The 16,982-nt window shown below is 71.2% G+C and carries 17 protein-coding genes; 9 read left to right on the top strand and 8 right to left on the bottom strand.

Annotated elements, in window-relative coordinates; translation table 11 throughout:
* Positions 1–16 precede the first annotated feature (16 nt).
* Positions 17–1,255, top strand: a complete 1,239-nt coding sequence (locus tag ADK57_RS21420) for a phosphodiester glycosidase family protein (protein ID WP_053751109.1) — start codon at positions 17–19, stop codon at positions 1,253–1,255.
* A 3-nt stretch (positions 1,256–1,258) separates the two neighbouring features.
* On the opposite strand, the gene ADK57_RS21415 is transcribed toward ADK57_RS21420, so the two are convergent.
* The 6 genes from ADK57_RS21415 to ADK57_RS21390 all read right to left on the bottom strand — a co-directional run bounded on the left by ADK57_RS21415 (position 1,259) and on the right by ADK57_RS21390 (position 6,506).
* Positions 1,259–1,453 carry a hypothetical protein gene (locus ADK57_RS21415; RefSeq protein ID WP_053751108.1) on the bottom strand — a complete coding sequence of 65 codons (195 nt, stop codon included), beginning with the start codon at positions 1,451–1,453 and terminating at the stop codon, positions 1,259–1,261.
* A gap of 109 nt (positions 1,454–1,562) precedes the next feature.
* Positions 1,563–2,420 carry a phosphatidylinositol-specific phospholipase C/glycerophosphodiester phosphodiesterase family protein gene (locus ADK57_RS21410; protein ID WP_053751107.1) on the bottom strand — a complete coding sequence of 286 codons (858 nt, stop codon included), beginning with the start codon at positions 2,418–2,420 and terminating at the stop codon, positions 1,563–1,565.
* Positions 2,421–2,603: 183 nt separating this feature from the next.
* Positions 2,604–3,677: an acyl-CoA dehydrogenase family protein gene (locus tag ADK57_RS21405; protein WP_053751106.1), complete on the bottom strand. Its 1,074-nt coding sequence runs from the start codon at positions 3,675–3,677 to the stop codon at positions 2,604–2,606.
* Positions 3,674–4,855 (bottom strand): acyl-CoA dehydrogenase family protein, encoded by a 1,182-nt coding sequence (locus ADK57_RS21400; RefSeq protein ID WP_053751105.1) that lies wholly within the window; start codon positions 4,853–4,855, stop codon positions 3,674–3,676. The genes ADK57_RS21405 and ADK57_RS21400 overlap by 4 nt, the downstream gene beginning before the upstream one ends.
* A complete protein-coding gene (locus tag ADK57_RS21395) occupies positions 4,852–5,829 on the bottom strand; it encodes an NADPH:quinone oxidoreductase family protein (protein WP_053751104.1) in 978 nt (325 codons plus the stop codon). The genes ADK57_RS21400 and ADK57_RS21395 overlap by 4 nt, the downstream gene beginning before the upstream one ends.
* An 86-nt stretch (positions 5,830–5,915) precedes the next feature.
* Entirely contained in the window at positions 5,916–6,506 is a 591-nt protein-coding gene (locus tag ADK57_RS21390) for a helix-turn-helix domain-containing protein (RefSeq protein ID WP_420711879.1), read from the bottom strand.
* 70 nt (positions 6,507–6,576) lie between these two features.
* Between ADK57_RS21390 and ADK57_RS21385 the strand changes: the two genes are divergently transcribed.
* From ADK57_RS21385 to ADK57_RS21360, 6 genes are all read left to right on the top strand, one after another.
* Positions 6,577–7,506 carry an NAD(P)/FAD-dependent oxidoreductase gene (locus tag ADK57_RS21385; RefSeq protein ID WP_053751103.1) on the top strand — a complete coding sequence of 310 codons (930 nt, stop codon included), beginning with the start codon at positions 6,577–6,579 and terminating at the stop codon, positions 7,504–7,506.
* A gap of 29 nt (positions 7,507–7,535) precedes the next feature.
* Positions 7,536–9,074, top strand: a complete 1,539-nt coding sequence (locus tag ADK57_RS21380; protein ID WP_053751102.1) for an ATP-dependent DNA ligase — start codon at positions 7,536–7,538, stop codon at positions 9,072–9,074.
* Positions 9,071–9,535, top strand: a complete 465-nt coding sequence (locus ADK57_RS21375) for an NUDIX domain-containing protein (RefSeq protein ID WP_053751101.1) — start codon at positions 9,071–9,073, stop codon at positions 9,533–9,535. Before ADK57_RS21380 ends, ADK57_RS21375 begins: the two co-directional genes overlap by 4 nt.
* Positions 9,536–9,648: 113 nt before the next feature.
* Positions 9,649–11,034, top strand: a complete 1,386-nt coding sequence (locus ADK57_RS21370; RefSeq protein ID WP_053751100.1) for an NADP-dependent succinic semialdehyde dehydrogenase — start codon at positions 9,649–9,651, stop codon at positions 11,032–11,034.
* A gap of 25 nt (positions 11,035–11,059) precedes the next feature.
* Entirely contained in the window at positions 11,060–11,296 is a 237-nt protein-coding gene (locus ADK57_RS21365; protein WP_053751099.1) for a DUF6213 family protein, read from the top strand.
* Positions 11,297–11,510: 214 nt separating this feature from the next.
* Positions 11,511–12,725, top strand: coding sequence for a cytochrome P450 (locus ADK57_RS21360; RefSeq protein ID WP_053751098.1), 1,215 nt, complete (start codon positions 11,511–11,513; stop codon positions 12,723–12,725).
* A gap of 140 nt (positions 12,726–12,865) precedes the next feature.
* On the opposite strand, the gene ADK57_RS21355 is transcribed toward ADK57_RS21360, so the two are convergent.
* Positions 12,866–14,092, bottom strand: coding sequence for an acyl-CoA dehydrogenase family protein (locus tag ADK57_RS21355; protein WP_053751097.1), 1,227 nt, complete (start codon positions 14,090–14,092; stop codon positions 12,866–12,868).
* Between the two features lie 172 nt (positions 14,093–14,264).
* Here ADK57_RS21355 and ADK57_RS21350 point away from each other — a divergent pair, with 172 nt between their 5' ends.
* Positions 14,265–14,909, top strand: coding sequence for a TetR family transcriptional regulator (locus tag ADK57_RS21350; RefSeq protein ID WP_053751096.1), 645 nt, complete (start codon positions 14,265–14,267; stop codon positions 14,907–14,909).
* 138 nt (positions 14,910–15,047) lie between these two features.
* Here the strand turns inward: ADK57_RS21350 and def are convergent, their stop codons facing one another.
* Positions 15,048–15,587: a peptide deformylase gene (gene def / locus ADK57_RS21345; protein WP_053751095.1), complete on the bottom strand. Its 540-nt coding sequence runs from the start codon at positions 15,585–15,587 to the stop codon at positions 15,048–15,050.
* Positions 15,588–15,732: 145 nt separating this feature from the next.
* Between def and ADK57_RS21340 the strand changes: the two genes are divergently transcribed.
* Entirely contained in the window at positions 15,733–16,971 is a 1,239-nt protein-coding gene (locus ADK57_RS21340) for a Mur ligase family protein (protein ID WP_053751094.1), read from the top strand.
* The last annotated feature ends 11 nt before the right edge of the window (positions 16,972–16,982 follow it).

Here is a 16,982-nt window from a genome sequence, read left to right as displayed (position 1 = left end):
GACCTCAGGGAGGACTGTGACGCATCGTCAAGGACGGTTCGCAGCGGGCAGATCGGCACTGACGTTACTCACGGCACTCGGCACGCTGGCCGGTGCGACCCTGCTGGGGGCTGCACCGGCCGGCGCCGTGCAGGAGCGGACCCGGATCGCGGCGGGTGTCGTGTACGAGCAGTTCGACATCCCGGCGGCCAGGGGAATGGCGCACGCCCATGTGGTGACCGTCGACCTGCGCGATCCGCGCGTACGCGTGGACCTGCTGTATCCGGGAGCGGTGGCCGCGCGGGCCACGGTCTCCGGGCTGGCCGATTCCGAGGGCGCCGTGGCGGGCGTCAACGGCGACTTCTTCAACATCACCGAGACCCAGCACCCGGGCGTGGAGGCCACCGGCGCGAGCGTGGGACCGGCGATCGCGAAGGGCCGCGCCCTCAAGTCGGCGGTCCCGGACGGCCAGCGCTTCGGTCCGGCACTGCCACCCGGCACCAGCACCAGGGACGTGATGGGGGTGGGCGTCGACCGCCGGGCCCGGATCGGCGGGCTGGCCCTGATCGGCTCGGTCCGCACGCCCGAGGAGCGGCTGCCGCTCGGCGGGCTGAACCAGTACGCGCTGCCGGTCGGATCCGTCGGGGCGTTCACCTCGGACTGGGGCAGCGCCTCCCGGGTCCGGGCGACCTGCGGCACGGACACCGACCGGGCCGCTCCGTGCAGCACGGACACCTACGAGGTGACGGTCCGCGACGGACGGGTCGTGTCGGCCGTGGACCGGCCGGGCAGCGGGGCCATCGCCCCTGGCACCACGGTGCTCGTCGGCCGGGAGGCGGGCGCCCAGCAGCTGCGGAAACTGTCCACGGGCGAGGCGGTGAAGGTACGGCACCGGCTGGTGGCGTCGGTGTCGCAGACCCCGTACCGCTTCGCGCTCGGCGGCTTCCCGGTCCTGAGGTACGGTCGGCCGCTGCCGGGCCTGGACGACACGACGTCGGCCGTACGCACCGCCGTGGGTATCGCGGACGGCGGACGGCGCCTGCTGCTGCTCGCACTGGACGGGGCAGCGGAGTACCGCTCCGGCCTGACCATCGCCGAAGTGGCTGACACCCTGCGGGGGTTGGGTGCGGTCCACGGCTTCGGCCTGGACGGCGGCGGGTCGACGACCCTGGTCGCCCGCGATCCGGGCGCCACCGCCGTCACCGTACGGAACCACCCTTCCGGAGGCGCGGAACGCCCCGTTCCGAACGGCGTCGGCATCTTCTCGCAGGGGTAGGTCTCAGGGTCTCAGACCGCTGACGATGCCCGCGGTCGCCGTGACGCCGCTCCTGATGGTGGGCGCGATGCTCGTGCCGGCCAGATAGAAGCCGAGCAGCAGGCACACCAGCGCGTGCGAGATCTTCAGCCCGCCGCTGCGCACGAAGATCACCGCCAGGATCAGCAGCAGCATCACCACAGAGATGGAAATCGCCATCGTCAACCTCCTCCGCCACGCCCGATTCGCGGCGTTAGGCCGCAAGTGTGGCGTAGCGGAGGCTTCGTCCGGGCGGCTGACCTGCCCTCCGAACGGGTGAAGTCTGTGCCTATTGGCGGGCGTCCAGGAAGGCTTCCAGCCCAGCGAGGTCGTCGGTGTTGAGGTGGTCGACGCCGGCGGCCAGCAGTTCGGCCCACAACGCGTCCCGGGCGGGGCCGGCCAGGTCCGGGGTGGCCCAGAACCTGACCCGCTGTCCGCGCGAGTGCGCCGTCCGCACGATGGTCCGCAGTTTCTGGCGTTCGGCGTCCGGGAAGGCGCCCACGCCCAGCCAGGTGAAGTTGAGCGTCCAGTTGTCGCTGATCAGCGGGACGAAGGAGGCCGGCGCCGAGGTGCCGAGGTCGGCGAGCCGGCCGTCGTAGAACGCGCGCCGGACGGTCTGGGCCTCCATGGGCGTACGGGCGGCGCGGTCGCCGGAGATCACGGCGGTGACCGGGCCAGGGAGGACGCGGCCGTGGGCGTACGTCGTGAACAGGTGCTTGTAGCGCCTGAGATGCCGGTCGAGTTCGAGGTACGTCGACGAGCCCTCGGTCTTGATGTCGACGAGGAGTTGCAGGGGCTTGCGGTAACCCCGGTACACGGAACCGTGGTTGGCCCGGACGCGCGCGGCGAGGGGGTCCAGGTAGAGGGATTCGAGGGTGCGGTTCGGGTCGAGGTCGACCGGGTCGTGGGCGACGAGGAGCTGGTCGCCGACGAGGTAGATGTCCGCCTCGACGCTGCTGAAGCGGTGGTCGAGGGCGTCGAGGAGGGGGCGCGGGTGCTCGTAGTCGTTGTGGGCGTGGGCGCGCCACAACGGCCGCGGGCCGTGCTTCTGTTCGCCGGCCAGCGCACTGGTGGCGGGCAGGGCGACCGTGCCCGCGAGGGCGGCGCCGAGGGTGGTGAGGGCTCTGCGACGGGTGGTGAGGGCCATGCTCTGCCTCCCTGGTAGGCCTTACCGGACCGCAGAGAGTATGCGTTCCTGAAGGGCCCAAGGAGCAGTGCCAGGAGAGGAGTTGGCCGGACTGCCGCTGTCCGTTCATTTCGGCGCAGCGGGGCGCACGAAAAAGCCCGCCCCAGGTGGGGCGGGCTTTTCGTCGGCTTCTTCCGGTGAACGTCAGGGAGCCTGGAGGCCGACGAGTTCGGCCACCGCCTCCCGGTGCGCGCCCGCAGTCCCGTACGCGATCGAGTCGGCCTTGGACCGCTTCAGATACAGGTGCGCCGGGTGCTCCCAGGTCATCCCGATACCGCCGTGCAACTGCACGGCCTCCTCGGCCGCGTGCACGGCGACGGAGCCGGCGTACGCCTGCGCGACGGAGACCGCCAGGTCCGCGTCCTCGCCGGTCGCGAGCGCGTCCGCCGCGCCCCGTGCGGCGGCCCGCAGGTTGACGACCTCCAGCCAGAGTTGGGCGAGCCGGTGCTTGAGGGCCTGGAAGCCGCCGACGGGCCGGTTGAACTGCTTGCGGTCCTTGAGATACCGGACGGTCTCCGTCAACGCCCAGTCGGCGAGCCCGAGTTGCTCGGAGGCGAGCAGCCCCGCTCCGGCGCGCAGGGCACGTCGTACGGCGGGTTCGGCGTCCCCGATCCGACGGGCGGCGGCCCCGTCGAGGGTGACGGTCGCGAGCGGCCGGGTCAGGTCCAGCGACACCTGCGGGGTGATGGACACGGCGTCCGCGTCGACCGCGTACAGCCCGCCGTCCCCGACGGGGACGAGCAGCACGTCGGCCGCCGCCGCGTCCGCGATGCCGGTCAGCTTCCCGTGCAGGGTGCCGTCTTCCAGCCGTACGGTCTGGTAGGCGCCGCCCGGAGCGACGTTCAGGGCGACGGCCAGGGCGCCGATCCGCCGGCCGGACGCCAGGTCGGCCAGCAGGTCGTCTGCCTCGCAGGCCAGCAGCGCCTCGGTGGCGACCACGGCACTGGTCAGGTAGGGCACGGGGGCAACCGCCCGCCCCAACTCCTCCAGGACGACAGCGGCTTCGCGGTGCGAGGCGCCCTGGCCGCCCTGCGCCTCGGGCACCAGGAGCCCGGCGAGGCCCATGCCGTCGGCGAGCGCCTTCCACAGCGAGCGGTCGTGCGGCGCGTCGGACTCGGTCCGCACGATCACCCCCGCCGCGTCGCAGTGGTCCGTGAGCAGGTCGCGGACGGCGGCGCGCAGCGCCTCTTCCTCCTCCGAGTACAACAGGTCGGTCATCGAGCGAGGTCCTTCCAGGCGACGTCCTTGTCGGTGCGCGGCTCGCTGGGCAGGCCCAGGACGCGCTCGGCGACGATGTTCAGCAGGACCTCCGTGGTCCCGCCCTCGATGCTGTTGCCCTTGGAACGGAGGTAGCGGTAACCGGCGTCGCGGCCGGTGAAGTCGACCAGCTCCGGTCGGCGCATGGTCCAGTCTTCGTACAACAGACCCTCCTCGCCGAGGAGTTCGACCTCCAGGCCGCTGATCTCCTGGTTGAGGCGGGCGAACGCGAGCTTCATGCCGGAGCCCTCGGGGCCGGGCTGTCCCGCGACGAGTTGCTGGCGCAGCCGCTCGCCGGTGAGGCGGGCGACCTCGGCCTCCACCCAGAGCTTGAGCAGACGCTGGTGGAGGTCGTGGGTGCGCAGTTCGGGGCGCTCGCGCCAGGTCTTGGCGACCGGGCCGATCATGCCGCCCTCGCGGGGCAGCCGCATGCCGCCGATGGCGACACGTTCGTTGTTCAGCGTGGTCTGCGCGACCCGCCAGCCGTCACCGACGTCGCCGAGCCGACGGGAGTCGGGGATACGGACGTCGGTGAGGAAGACCTCGTTGAACTCCGCCTCACCGGTGATCTGGCGCAGCGGCCGGACTTCGACGCCCGGGTCGGTCATGTCGCAGATGAAGTACGTGATGCCCCGGTGCTTGGGCACGTCCGGGTCGGTGCGGGCGATGAGGATGGCCCAGCGGGCGAGATGCGCGCTGGAGGTCCACACCTTCTGCCCGTTGACGACCCAGTCGTCGCCCTCACGGACCGCACGCGTACGAAGCGCGGCCAGGTCGGATCCGGCGCCGGGCTCGCTGAACAGCTGGCACCAGACCTCCTCCCCCACCCACAGGGGCCGCAGATACCGCTGCTTCTGCTCCTCCGTGCCGTAGCCGAGGATCGTCGGAGCGGCCATGCCCAGACCGATGCCGATCCGGCGCGGGTCGTTGTCGGGGGCGCCCGCGGCCTCCAGTTCGGCGTCCACGACGGCCTGGAGGGAGCGCGGGGCACCGAGTCCGCCGAGGCCCTCCGGGTAGTGCACCCACGCCAGACCGGCGTCGAAGCGGGCCTTCAGGAAGTCCGTCCGGTCGGTGGTCGCAGGCGGGTACGCGGCGAGCAACTTGGCGGTACGGCGCTTGAGTTCGGCTGCGTCGGTCATGCCGCGCCTCCTTCGGTGAGGCCGGGGACGACGGTGACCCGGCCGGTGGTGACACCGTCCGCGACCCGCTGCACGGCCGCAGCGGCCCCGTCCAGCGGCACGCGCTCGCTCACCAGCGGCTTGATCGCGCCCCGGGCGGCCAGCTCGGTGAGCTGTTCGTGGCAGTGCTGGACCAGTTTCGGGTTCTTGGTGTTGTACAGGCCCCAGTGCAGGCCGAGGACCGAGTAGTTCTTCACCAGGGCGTGGTTGAGCGACGGGCTGGGGATCGTGCCGCTCGCGAAGCCGACGACGACGATCCGGCCCTCGAAGGCCACGACCTTGGTCGACTGGGTGTAGGCCTCGCCGCCGACCGGGTCGTAGATCACGTCGGCACCCCGGCCGCCGGTGGCCTCCTTCACGGCGGCGACAACCTCCTCGCTCCGCCGGTCGATCACCACGTCACAGCCCAGCTCCCGGGCGACGACGGCCTTGTCGGCGCCGCCGACGACACCGATCACCCTCGCTCCGGCCGCCTTCCCGAGCTGCACGGCCGCGCTGCCGACCCCTCCTGCGGCAGCGTGGACGAGCAGCGTCTCGCCGGCTTCCAGACGGGCCCGCCGGTGCAGACCGAACCAGCCCGTCTGGTAGCCGATGTGCAGGGCGGCGGCCTCGGCGTCGTCCAGCGAGTCCGGGGCGGACAGCAGAGCGGCGGCGTCCGCGACGGCGTACTCGGCGAAACCGCCGTACGGCAGCGCGGGGTTGGCGATGACCCGCCGCCCGTCCTCGGTCTCGCCGCAGATCTCCACGCCCGGCGTGAACGGCAGCGGCGGCCTGACCTGGTAGTGGCCCCGGACCATGAGCACGTCCGGGAAGTTGATGTTCGCGGCACGCACCTTCAGCAGGACCTGGCCGTCGCCGGGCGTGGGCCGCGCCACGTCCTCCAGGCGCATCACCTCGCCCGGCTCGCCGTTCTCGTGCACTTGCCATGCCTGCATGCGGGGCCTCCACGGGACTGCTTCGTCTGACCGGGGTCCCTCGCATACTAAGCGGTCGCTTGCCGATCAGGGAACAGTCATGTGCGTCACGACCGCTTGGGCCGCGCCCGAACGTGCATCCGCTCCCCCTGCGGCCCGAACAGACTGAGGAACTCCGCGGGCCCCTCCCCCGTCGACCCGAACCAGTGCGGCACCCGGGTGTCGAACTCGACGGCCTCACCGGCCGTCAGGACGGCATCATGCCCGCCCAGCACCAGCCGGAGCCGGCCCGCCAGCACGTACAGCCACTCGTAGCCCTCGTGGGTCCGCGGCTCCGGTTCCTCGTTCCCCTGCGGCACCAGCACCTTGAAGGCCTGGAGCCCCCCGGGCTGGCGGGTGAGCGGCCAGTAGGTGCGACCGTGCCGGGAGATCGGCGCGGCCCGCACCCGCGGATCCCGCACCGCCGGCGCCGCCACCAGTTCGTCCAGCGCCACCTCGTGCGCCCGAGCGATCGGCAGCAGCAGCTCCAGGCTGGGCTTGCGCAGGCCCGACTCCAGCCGGGAGAGCGTGCTGACCGAGATGCCGGTCGCCTCGGACAGCCCGGCCAGCGTGCCCCCTCGATCCTTCCGGATCCGCCGCAGCCTCGGGCCGACCTCGGCGAGGACCTCGTCCATGTCGTCGTCACTCATGACATCCATTGCAGTTTCGGCAAACACATTTGTCAATGTCGCAGCGGGAGAGCGACTGTCTCGGTGGAGGTGGTCATCCATGACCGAGAACTACGAAGTGGTCGTCGTCGGAGGCGGCGCGGCCGGTCTGTCCGCCGCGCTGGTCCTGGGCCGGGCCCGGCGCCACACGCTGGTGGTCGACGCGGGCGAGCCGCGCAACGCGCCCGCCGCGCACATGCAGGGCTATCTGTCCCGGGACGGCATGCCGCCCGCCGAGTTCCTGGCCGTCGGACGGGAGGAGATCGCGCGGTACGGGGTGGAGCTCGTCCGGGACCGGGTGGTGGACGTCGGGCGGGACGGGGACTTCACCGTGTTCCTGGCGGGCGGCCGAACCGTGCGCGCCCGTCGCCTGGTGATCGCCACCGGACTCAGGGACGAGCTGCCGCAGGTCGAGGGCCTCGCCGAACGGTTCGGGCGGGACGTGCTGCACTGCCCGTACTGCCACGGCTGGGAGGTCCGCGACCGGGCGTTCGGTGTGCTCGCCACCACCCCGATGAGCGTGCACCAGGCGTTGATCGTGTCCCGGTGGTCGAAGGACGTGACCTTCTTCCTGCACGAGGTCGCCGAAGAAGAACTGTCGGACGACGACCTGCGCAGGCTCGCCGCGGCCGGCGTCAAGGTGGTGCCCGGCGAGGTCGCGGACGTGACGGTCGAGGACGACCGGCTCACCGGGGTCCGCCTCACGGACGGCACCACCCACGACCGGGAGGTGCTGTTCGTGGCGCCCCGGGCCGTCCCGCAGACCGACCTGCTGCGACGCCTCGGTGCAAAGCTGCGCGAGACCCCGTTCGGCGCGTACCCCGTGGTCGACGAGACGGGTCTGACGACCGTGCCCGGCGTGTGGTCGGCGGGTAACGCGACGGGCTTCGCGGAGCAGGTCGTCAACGCGGCGGCCGGCGGCTACCGAGCCGCCGCGACGATCAACGGCGAGCTGCTGATGACGGACCTCGACGCGGCCGTCCGGGTGTAGAGCGCCCGCCTGAGGTGCACCATGGCTGCATGCTGCTGACCCGGCTGGCCCGTGTGTCCCAGGAGGTCGCCGCGACCTCGGCGCGCTCCCGGAAGATCGCGCTCCTCGCCGAGCTCTTCCGGGACGCCGAGGCGTCGGACGTGCCGATCGTCATCCCGTATCTGGCGGGACGCCTGCCCCAGGGACGGCTGGGCGTCGGCTGGAAGGTGCTCAGCCGCCCGGTCGCCCCGGCCGCCGAGCCGACCCTGACCGTGCGCGAGGTGGACGCCCTGCTGAGCGTGCTGGGCAAGGTCTCGGGCGCCGGCTCGCAGGCCGAGCGGACCCGGCTGGTCGGTGAGCTGATGGGCGCGGCCACGGAGGACGAGCAGCGGTTCCTGCTGGGGCTGATCAGCGGCGAGGTGCGACAGGGCGCGCTCGACGCGGTCGCGATCGAGGGCCTCGCCCGGGCGACGGAGGCTCCACCGGCGGACGTACGGCGGGCCGTGATGCTCGCGGGCTCCCTCCAGACGGTGGCCGAGGCCCTGCTCGCGGACGGCCCGAACGCCCTGGACCGCTTCCGGCTGACCGTCGGACGCCCGGTCCTGCCGATGCTGGCGCACAGCGCCTCCTCGGTGGCCGAGGCGGTCGAGAAGCTGGGCCCCTGCGCGGTCGAGGAGAAGCTGGACGGCATCCGCGTCCAGGTCCACCGCGACGGCAGTGCCGTACGGCTGTACACCCGCACCCTCGACGACATCACCGACCGCCTGCCCGAACTGGCCTCGGCGGCCCTGGAGTTGAGGGGCGACCACTTCATCCTGGACGGCGAGGTCATCGCCTTCGGCGCGGCGGGCCGCCCCCGCTCCTTCCAGGAGACCGCCGGCCGGGTCGGCTCCCGCGTGGACGTGACGACGGCCGCCGAGGCCGTCCCGGTCTCCCCCGTCTTCTTCGACGCCCTCCGCGTCGACGACCGCGACCTGCTCGACCTGCCGTTCGCCGAACGGCACGCGGAGCTGGCCCGGCTGGTGCCCGAGCCGATGCGGGTGCGCCGGACACTGGTGTCGGGCCCGGAGGACGTGCACGCGGCCGGGGAGTTCCTCGCCGAGACCCTGAAGCGCGGCCACGAGGGTGTCGTCGTGAAGTCCCTCGACGCCCCCTACAGCGCGGGCCGGCGCGGCGCGTCCTGGCTGAAGGTCAAGCCCGTCCACACCCTCGACCTGGTGGTCCTGGCCGCCGAGTGGGGCCACGGCCGCCGCACCGGCAAGCTCTCCAACCTGCACCTCGGCGCCCGCACCGCGGACGGCTCCTTCGCGATGCTCGGCAAGACCTTCAAGGGCATGACCGACGCGATGCTGACCTGGCAGACCGGGCGGCTCCAGGAGCTGGCGGTGGACACCGAAGGCCACGTGGTGACCGTACGCCCCGAACTCGTCGTCGAGATCGCCTACGACGGTCTGCAGAAGTCCACGCGCTACCCGGCCGGCGTCACCCTCCGCTTCGCCCGCGTGGTCCGCTACCGCGAGGACAAGCGCCCCCAGGACGCGGACACGGTGGAGACGCTGCTGGCAGCCCATCCGGAGGTGGCACCGTGACCGGCAGGCGCAGCGCGGGCCTGCTGCTGTTCCGCCGCACCGACCACGGGCCGGAGGTGCTGCTCGGCCACATGGGCGGGCCCTTCTTCGCGCGCCGCGACGCCGGGGCGTGGACCGTGCCGAAGGGCGAGTACGACCCCGAGGAGACCGCCTGGGACGCGGCCCGCCGTGAGTTCCAGGAGGAGCTGGGGCTGCCGCCGCCGGACGGCGAGGCCGTAGCGCTCGGCGAGGTCCGGCAGACGGGCGGCAAGGTCGTCACGGCGTGGGCGATCGAGGCGGACCTCGATCCGGCGGCCGTCACCCCGGGGACCTTCCGGATGGAGTGGCCGCCGAAGTCCGGGCAGACCCGGGAGTTTCCCGAGGTGGACCGCGTGCAGTGGTTCGACCTGGATCGCGCGCGGGCCGTGATCGTCAAGGCGCAGGCGGTGTTTCTCGACCGGTTGGCGGAGCACTCGGCCTGAGTCGTGAGCCGTAGCCCCGCAGGCGAACAAATCAATACGGCTGCGCACGCGTTGCGGTCCCCACCGCCGCGCGGGAAGGTCGAGAACACAGCCCGTCCCCAGGGAGGTCAGCCATGCCCATCGCAACGGTCAACCCGGCGAACGGCGAGACACTCAAGACGTACGAGGCCATGGGCGAGGAGGAGATCGAGCGCCGGCTCCAGCTCGCGCAGGCCACGTTCCGCACATACCGGACGACGACCTTCACCGAGCGTGCCCGTCTCCTGCACCGGGCCGCCGACCTCCTCGACGAGGACCAGCAGGACATCGCCCGTGTGATGACCACCGAGATGGGCAAGCCGGTCAAGCAGGCCCGCGCGGAGGCCGCGAAGTGTGCGAAGGCGATGCACTGGTACGCCGACCACGCGGCGGAACTCCTCGCCGACGAGGAGCCCGACGCCGCCGACGTGAAGGACTCCGGTGCCTCCCGCGCCCTGGTCCGCTACCGGCCGCTGGGTCCGGTGCTCGCGGTGATGCCGTGGAACTTCCCCCTGTGGCAGGTGGTCCGTTTCGCGGCCCCGGCGCTGATGGCGGGAAACGTGGGCCTCCTCAAGCACGCCTCCAACGTCCCGCAGACCGCCCTCTACCTGGAGGACCTCTTCCACCGCGCGGGCTTCACCGAGGGCACCTTCCAGACCCTGCTCATCGGCTCCGGTGCGGTCGACGAGATCCTGCGCGACGACCGCGTCAAGGCGGCCACCCTCACCGGCAGCGAGCCCGCCGGACGGGCGGTCGCCTCCACCGCCGGAGAAATGATCAAGAAGACGGTCCTGGAACTGGGCGGCAGTGACCCTTATGTCGTGATGCCGTCCGCGGACATCGACCGCGCCGCCCGGATCGCGGTCACCGCACGCGTGCAGAACAACGGGCAGTCGTGCATCGCCGCCAAGCGGTTCATCGTGCACACGGACGTGTACGACGCGTTCGCCGAGCGGTTCGTCGAAGGCATGAAGGCACTGACGGTCGGCGATCCGCTGGAGGACGAGACGGAGGTCGGGCCGCTGGCGAGCGAGCAGGGGCGGGCCGATCTGGAGGAGCTGGTCGACGACGCGAAGCGCAGTGGCGCGACCGTGCTGTGCGGGGGCGAGCGGCCCGACGGGCCCGGCTGGTACTACCCACCGACCGTCCTGGCCGGCATCGACCGCGAGATGCGGATCCACCGCGAGGAGGCGTTCGGGCCGGTCGCCACGCTGTACCGGGCCGCCGACCTGGACGAGGCCGTGCTGATCGCCAACGACTCGCCGTTCGGGCTGAGTTCCAACGTGTGGACGCGGGACGAGACCGAGGTCGACCGTTTTGTACGGGACCTGGAGGCGGGGGGCGTGTATGTCAACGGGATGACGGCGTCCCACCCGGCGTTCCCGTTCGGCGGGGTGAAGCGGTCCGGGTACGGGCGTGAGCTGTCCGGGCACGGAATCCGGGAGTTCTGCAACATCACCACCGTATGGCACGGAGCGTGAGGCTTCCGCGGCTACGATCCCCTTTGTGAACCGCGAAGTGACTCTGCCTCTGATCGTCGACGACCGCGGGACCTTGCAGGTGGCTGCCGCCGATGTCAGTAAGTTGTTGCGGACGGTGGGCGGTCGGTGGCTGCATCTTGTCGAGGCCGGGGAGGACGGGCTCGACGAGGACACGGTGGCTGCGTTGACCATCGAGTTGGCCAAGCTGGCGGATCGTATCGATGTGGCGTGCATTGCGCACAGCAGCGGGCAGACCGGATAGCGATCGCCTCCCGCGGCGTCTCGGGATCCCCGATACGGAGTACTCCCGCGCGAGATCGTCGCCCCCTCGGGTGATCGTGGACTGAACCACTCTCCGAGGCGAAAGCAGACACGGTTCATGGCGACTTCGTGCAGACCCTCGGTGGTGTCCGTTCCCGAGTGTGGACTTCTGGGCCGCGGCAGCGGTCGGACGACAGGACGGCTGTGATCACAGCATGACGGAAGAGACCATCACCGAGACGCTTCCCCCGATCCGGCACTGGCCCGCGCTCGACCTGTCCGGCGTGGACTTCGACCCGGTCCTGACCGAGCTGATGCGCGAGGGCCCCCTCACCCGCATCCAGCTGCCCGACGGCGAGGGCTGGGCCTGGCTGGTCACCCGCTACGAGGACGTACGCATGGTGACCGACGACCCCCGGTTCAGCCGCGAGGCCGTCATGGACCGCGAGGTCACCCGGCTCGCCCCGCACTTCGTCCCGGACCGTGGCGCGGTCGGCTTGCTGGATCCGCCGGACCACACCCGGCTGCGCCGCTCGATCGACGCCGCGTTCACGGCGAAGGGCCTGGAGCGGATCCGCGAGACGTCCCGCCGGATGCTGGACGAACTGGTCGACGAGCTGCTCCAGGACGGCCCGCCGACCGACCTCTGCGCCACGGTCCTCAGCCCCTTCCCCATCGCCGTGATCTGCGAGTTGATGGGTGTCCCGGCGGCGGACCGGCACGGCATGCACACCTGGACCGAGCTGATCCTGTCCTCCTCGCACGACACCCAGGTCAGCGAGAAGGCGAAGAACGAGATGGGCGCCTACTTCGCCGACCTCATCGCCCTCAGGGAAGGCAGCACCGGTGAGGACGTCACCTCGCTGCTGGGCGCCGCCGTGGGCCGTGGCGAGGTGACGCCGCAGGAGGCGGCCTCTCTCGCGGTGCTGCTCCAGATCGGCGGCGACGCGGTCACCAACAACAGCGGCCAGATGTTCTACATCCTGCTGACCCGCCCGGACCTGGCCGAACGGCTGCGCTCGGAGCCGGAGATCCGCCCGCAGGCCATCGACGAACTGCTGCGCTACATCCCGCACCGCACCGCGGTCGGGCTGTCCCGGATCGCCATGGAGGACGTGGGGGTCAGGGGCGTACTGATCCGGGCGGGCGACGCGATCTACGTGTCGTACCTGTCCGCGAACCGTGATCCGGACGTCTTCCCCTACCCGGAGACGATCGACTTCTCCCGCAGCCCGAACCCGCACGTGTCCTTCGGCCTCGGCCCGCACCGCTGCCCCGGCGACATGCTCGCCCGGCTGGAGAACGAGCTGCTGGTCGACGCGCTGCTGGACCGCGTGCCCGGGCTGAAGCTGGCCGTGCCGCCGAACGAAGTCCCCTTCAGGAAGGGCGCGTTGATCCGCGGGCCCGAGGCACTCCCGGTCACGTGGTGAGCGGCTGACGACAGCGTCGGGCAGCGCCGGCAGTGCACCTCCGGGACATCGGCGAGCCGCCCTGCCTCAGGGGCGCGGGGAACTGCGCGACCCGCCACGACGAAACCCGAAGCCCGCACCGCGCCCACACCCCTGCGGCGCTACCGAATCGGCATCCCCGACAAGGTCCGAGCAATCACCAGCCGCTGGATCTCGCTCGTCCCTTCGAAGATCGTGTAGATCGCCGCGTCACGATGCATCCGCTCCACCGGGTACTCCCTGGTGTAGCCGTTCCCGCCCAGGATCTGAACCGCCTGCGCCGTCACCTTCTTCGCCGTCTCGCTCGCGAACAGCTTCGACATCGACCCCTCGGCCGCCGTGAACTGCTTGCCGTTGACCGCCATCCAGGACGCCCGCCAGACCAGCAACCGGGCCGCGTCGATGGACGTCCGCATGTCCGCGATCTGGAAGGCCACGCCCTGGTTGTCGATGATGGGCCGGCCGAACTGCTCGCGGGTCTTGGCGTAGTCGAGGGCCACCTCGTACGCGGCACGGGCCGTACCGACGGCCATCGCACCGACCGCCGGGCGCGAAGCCTCGAACGTGGCCATCGCCGCGTTCTTCACCCGCTCCCCGCCCGCCTTGGCCCGCTCACGGGCGCGTGCCAGCCGCTCGTCCAGCTTCTCCTTGCCGCCGAGGAGGCAGGAGCCGGGCACGCGCACGTCCTCCAGCACGACCTCGGCGGTGTGCGAGGCGCGGATGCCGTGCTTCTTGAACTTCTGGCCCTGGGAAAGACCGGGGGTGTTCGGCGGGATGATGAAGGAGGCGTGGCCCTTGGAGCCGAGCTCCGGGTCCACGACGGCGACGACCACGTGGACGTTGGCGATGCCGCCGTTGGTCGCCCAGGTCTTCGTGCCGCTGATCACCCACTCGTCCTTGGCCTCGTCGTACACCGCACGGGTACGCATCGAGGCGACGTCGGAGCCGGCGTCGGGCTCGGAGGAGCAGAACGCGGCGACCTTTACATCGTCGGCATCTCCGTACATCTGGGGGATCCAGGTGCCGATCTGCTCCTCGGTGCCGTTGGCGAGGACGCCGACGGCGGCGAGACCGGTACCGACGATGGAGAGGGCGATGCCCGCGTCGCCCCAGAACAGCTCCTCCATGGCCATCGGGATACCGAGGCCGGTGGGGTCGAAGTACTGCTGGGCATAGAAGTCGAGGGAGTAGATGCCGACCTTGGCGGCCTCCTGAATGACCGGCCAGGGAGTCTCCTCACGCTCGTCCCATTCGGCGGCCGCGGGGCGGATGACGTCGGCGGAAAAGCCGTGCAGCCAGTCCCGGACCTCCTTCTGTTCGTCGTTGAGCTCCATGGTGAACTCGGCCATGTCCCCTCCAGCGGCGATGCATGTGCGTGTTACTAACGGTAACCCGAGTCTGTTACCCGTGGGTAGGAAAAGTCAACTCCTGATGACTGCTCGGCAGCCCGTTCGATGTACGAGGCATGCCGAGTGTTAGTTTGCGCAGGCGTTACCTAATCAGCACGGGTGGGGAGAGCTCATGGACACCACGCAGCGGACCGATCAGCAGCGGTCCGCCGACCGCCGCCGGCGCGAGCTGCTGGAGGCCGCGGACAGAGTGGTGCTGCGCGATGGCCCGCAGGCCTCTATGAACGCCATCGCCGCGGAGGCCGGCATCACGAAACCGATCCTTTATCGCCACTTCGGCGACAAGGGCGGACTTTACGCAGCCTTGGCCAAGCGCCACACGGACGCCCTCCTCGACTCGCTCCGGGCGGCGGTGGATGCGCCGGCGGATCGGCGGGAGCGGGTCGAGGCGACGCTGGACACCTATCTGGCGGCGATCGAGGCGCGGCCTCAGGTGTACCGCTTCCTGATGCATCCGGGAGACGGGGCGCAGGTCGGCGACCCGGGGTTCGACGTCGGCAAGCACAGCGTGCCGCTGCTCCGCAGGATGGGCGAGGAGTTGGCCCAGGTCATCGAGGACCGGGTGGATCTTGGGCCCGGGAGTCAGCAGTTGGCTCGGGTGTGGGGGCATGGGATCGTCGGGATGATGCATGCGGCGGGTGACTGGTGGCTCGGTGAACGACCCTGCTCCCGTGCGGAGTTGGTGCGGAGTCTGGCTGATCTGTTGTGGGGGCGGCTTGCCGCGGCGGGGGACAAGGTGGGAGGGCCGGGGTTCTGACGGTCGTGGTTCGTCCGCGGGGCCGTGGGGGCTTGTCGCGCCCACGCGGCTGAGCCGCGAACAGCACACCGCCGTGGGCGCGCACGATCGGCTCGTGCACCGAAATCGATGCAGCCCCGCGCCCTGAGGCACGTCCACTCACCTGCGCCATGAGGCCCGGGCCACTTGCCGCATCAAGCGTCTGTGGCGCCAGCCCCTCAGATGGTCCGCGTAGATCTTGCCCTCCACGTGGTCGTACTCGTGCTGCAGGCATCTCGCGAAGAAGCCCGTGCCATGGACCGTCACCGGCTCTCCCGTCGCCGTGAAGCCCTCGATCACCGCGTGGTCGTGGCGTTCCGTCCCCGCCTCCAGGCCCGGCAGGGACAGACAGCCCTCGGGGCCGCGGAGGACCACCCCGTCCTTCTCGACGAGCGTGGGGTTCACCACGTGGCCCACGTGGCGCACCTCTTCGTCGTCCGGGCAGTCGTAGACGAACACCCGTAGCGGCTCACCGATCTGGTTCGCGGCCAGGCCGACGCCCCGGGCCGCGTACATCGTCGCGAACAAGTCCTCCACAAGTGCCGCCAGTTCGGGGCCGAAGTCGGTGACCTCCTTGCAGGGGGCGTGCAGAACGTCGTCGCCGAGCAGCGTGAGGGGCCGGACGCGCCCGCGGGCGCCCGGGATCGGGCCATGTCGCATGGCGGCAAGGGTACGGTCCTCCTGTCACGCGACTGTCGCGCGGGCGCCGCGATTCGGGAGTGCGAATGGATCTCGATAGGCTGAGGTCCACACCACGTGGCCGGAGGCTGAGGCGCGGCGCGTACGCAAGGAGGATCGAGAACTGATGGCAGGCAACTCGGACCCGCTCTCGCCGCGGGCCAAGATCGCCGTGACGGCGGGCAAGGCGGTCGCGGCGGCATCTCGGGCCGCGGGGCGCGGCAGCGGTTCGGTGATCGGCGGCCGGGTGGCACTCAAGCTCGACCCCGACCTTCTCGCCCGGCTCGCCCAGAACCTGGACGTCGTCCTCGTCTCGGCCACCAACGGCAAGACCACGACCACCCGGCTGATCGCCGAGGCGCTCAGGGCCGCGGGCCCGGTCGTCTCCAACGCGCTCGGTGCCAACATGCCGGCCGGCATCACCTCGGCGCTGGCGGGCAACTCGGAGGCGCGCTACGGCGTCATCGAGGTCGACGAGAAGTACCTCGCGGGCGTCGCCCGGGACACCGACCCGAAGTGCATCGCCCTGCTCAACCTCTCCCGCGACCAACTCGACCGCGCCGCCGAGACCCGCATGCTCGCCGAGAACTGGCGCGAGGGTCTGGTCGGTTCCAAGGCCGTCATCGTCGCCAACGCGGACGACCCGCTGGTGGTGTGGGCCGCTTCCTCCTCCCCCAACGTGATCTGGGTCGCCGCCGGGCAGATGTGGAAGGACGACGCCTGGTCCTGCCCGTCCTGCGGTGGCGTGATGCAGCGCCCGGGCGACGACTGGTTCTGCGGCGAGTGCGGCTTCCGCCGGCCGACGCCGAGTTGGGCGCTGTCCGGTGACCATGTCCTGGACCCGCACGGCTCCGCCTGGCCGATCCACCTTCAGCTGCCGGGCCGCGCCAACAAGGCGAACGCCGCTTCCTCCGCCGCCGTCGCCGCCGTCTTCGGCGTACCGCCGCAGGTCGCCCTGGAACGCATGTACCAGGTGCAGGCGGTGGCCGGCCGGTACGACGTCGTGCAGTTCATGCAGCGCGATCTCAGACTCCTGCTCGCGAAGAACCCCGCCGGCTGGCTCGAAACGTTCAGCCTGATCGATCCGCCGCCGACCCCGGTGATCCTCTCGGTGAACGCGCGCGGCGCCGACGGCACCGACACCTCCTGGCTGTGGGACGTCGACTACACGCGGCTGACCGGCCACCCGATCTGCGTCGTCGGCGACCGCAAGCTGGACCTCGCGGTACGTCTGGAGGTCGCCGGCCAGCACTTCCAGGTCTGCGAGGACCTCGACCAGGCCGTGCAGCTGAGCCCGCCGGGCCGCATCGAGGTCATCGCCAACTACACCGCCTTCCAGGATCTGCGCCGCCGCGTCGGCAACTGACACACTCAGGG

This window comes from Streptomyces sp. MMG1533, from assembly GCF_001279775.1.
GTDB lineage: Bacteria > Actinomycetota > Actinomycetes > Streptomycetales > Streptomycetaceae > Streptomyces.
Note: the sequence above shows the minus strand (reverse complement) of the source record. Positions and strands in the feature narration are given on the sequence as shown.

What these genes read in the sequence shown, in the direction of transcription:
- def (WP_053751095.1), bottom strand. Translation starts at nt 15,587, where the DNA reads ATGCGACATGGCCCGATCCCGGGCGCCCGCGGGCGCGTCCGGCCCCTC.
- ADK57_RS21405 (WP_053751106.1), bottom strand. Translation starts at nt 3,677, where the DNA reads ATGACCGACCTGTTGTACTCGGAGGAGGAAGAGGCGCTGCGCGCCGCC.
- ADK57_RS21415 (WP_053751108.1), bottom strand. Translation starts at nt 1,453, where the DNA reads ATGGCGATTTCCATCTCTGTGGTGATGCTGCTGCTGATCCTGGCGGTG.
- ADK57_RS21410 (WP_053751107.1), bottom strand. Translation starts at nt 2,420, where the DNA reads ATGGCCCTCACCACCCGTCGCAGAGCCCTCACCACCCTCGGCGCCGCC.
- ADK57_RS21355 (WP_053751097.1), bottom strand. Translation starts at nt 14,092, where the DNA reads ATGGCCGAGTTCACCATGGAGCTCAACGACGAACAGAAGGAGGTCCGG.
- ADK57_RS21390 (WP_420711879.1), bottom strand. Translation starts at nt 6,506, where the DNA reads ATGGATGTCATGAGTGACGACGACATGGACGAGGTCCTCGCCGAGGTC.
- ADK57_RS21380 (WP_053751102.1), top strand. Translation starts at nt 7,536, where the DNA reads ATGCTGCTGACCCGGCTGGCCCGTGTGTCCCAGGAGGTCGCCGCGACC.
- ADK57_RS21385 (WP_053751103.1), top strand. Translation starts at nt 6,577, where the DNA reads ATGACCGAGAACTACGAAGTGGTCGTCGTCGGAGGCGGCGCGGCCGGT.
- ADK57_RS21395 (WP_053751104.1), bottom strand. Translation starts at nt 5,829, where the DNA reads ATGCAGGCATGGCAAGTGCACGAGAACGGCGAGCCGGGCGAGGTGATG.
- ADK57_RS21360 (WP_053751098.1), top strand. Translation starts at nt 11,511, where the DNA reads ATGACGGAAGAGACCATCACCGAGACGCTTCCCCCGATCCGGCACTGG.
- ADK57_RS21350 (WP_053751096.1), top strand. Translation starts at nt 14,265, where the DNA reads ATGGACACCACGCAGCGGACCGATCAGCAGCGGTCCGCCGACCGCCGC.
- ADK57_RS21370 (WP_053751100.1), top strand. Translation starts at nt 9,649, where the DNA reads ATGCCCATCGCAACGGTCAACCCGGCGAACGGCGAGACACTCAAGACG.
- ADK57_RS21400 (WP_053751105.1), bottom strand. Translation starts at nt 4,855, where the DNA reads ATGACCGACGCAGCCGAACTCAAGCGCCGTACCGCCAAGTTGCTCGCC.
- ADK57_RS21340 (WP_053751094.1), top strand. Translation starts at nt 15,733, where the DNA reads ATGGCAGGCAACTCGGACCCGCTCTCGCCGCGGGCCAAGATCGCCGTG.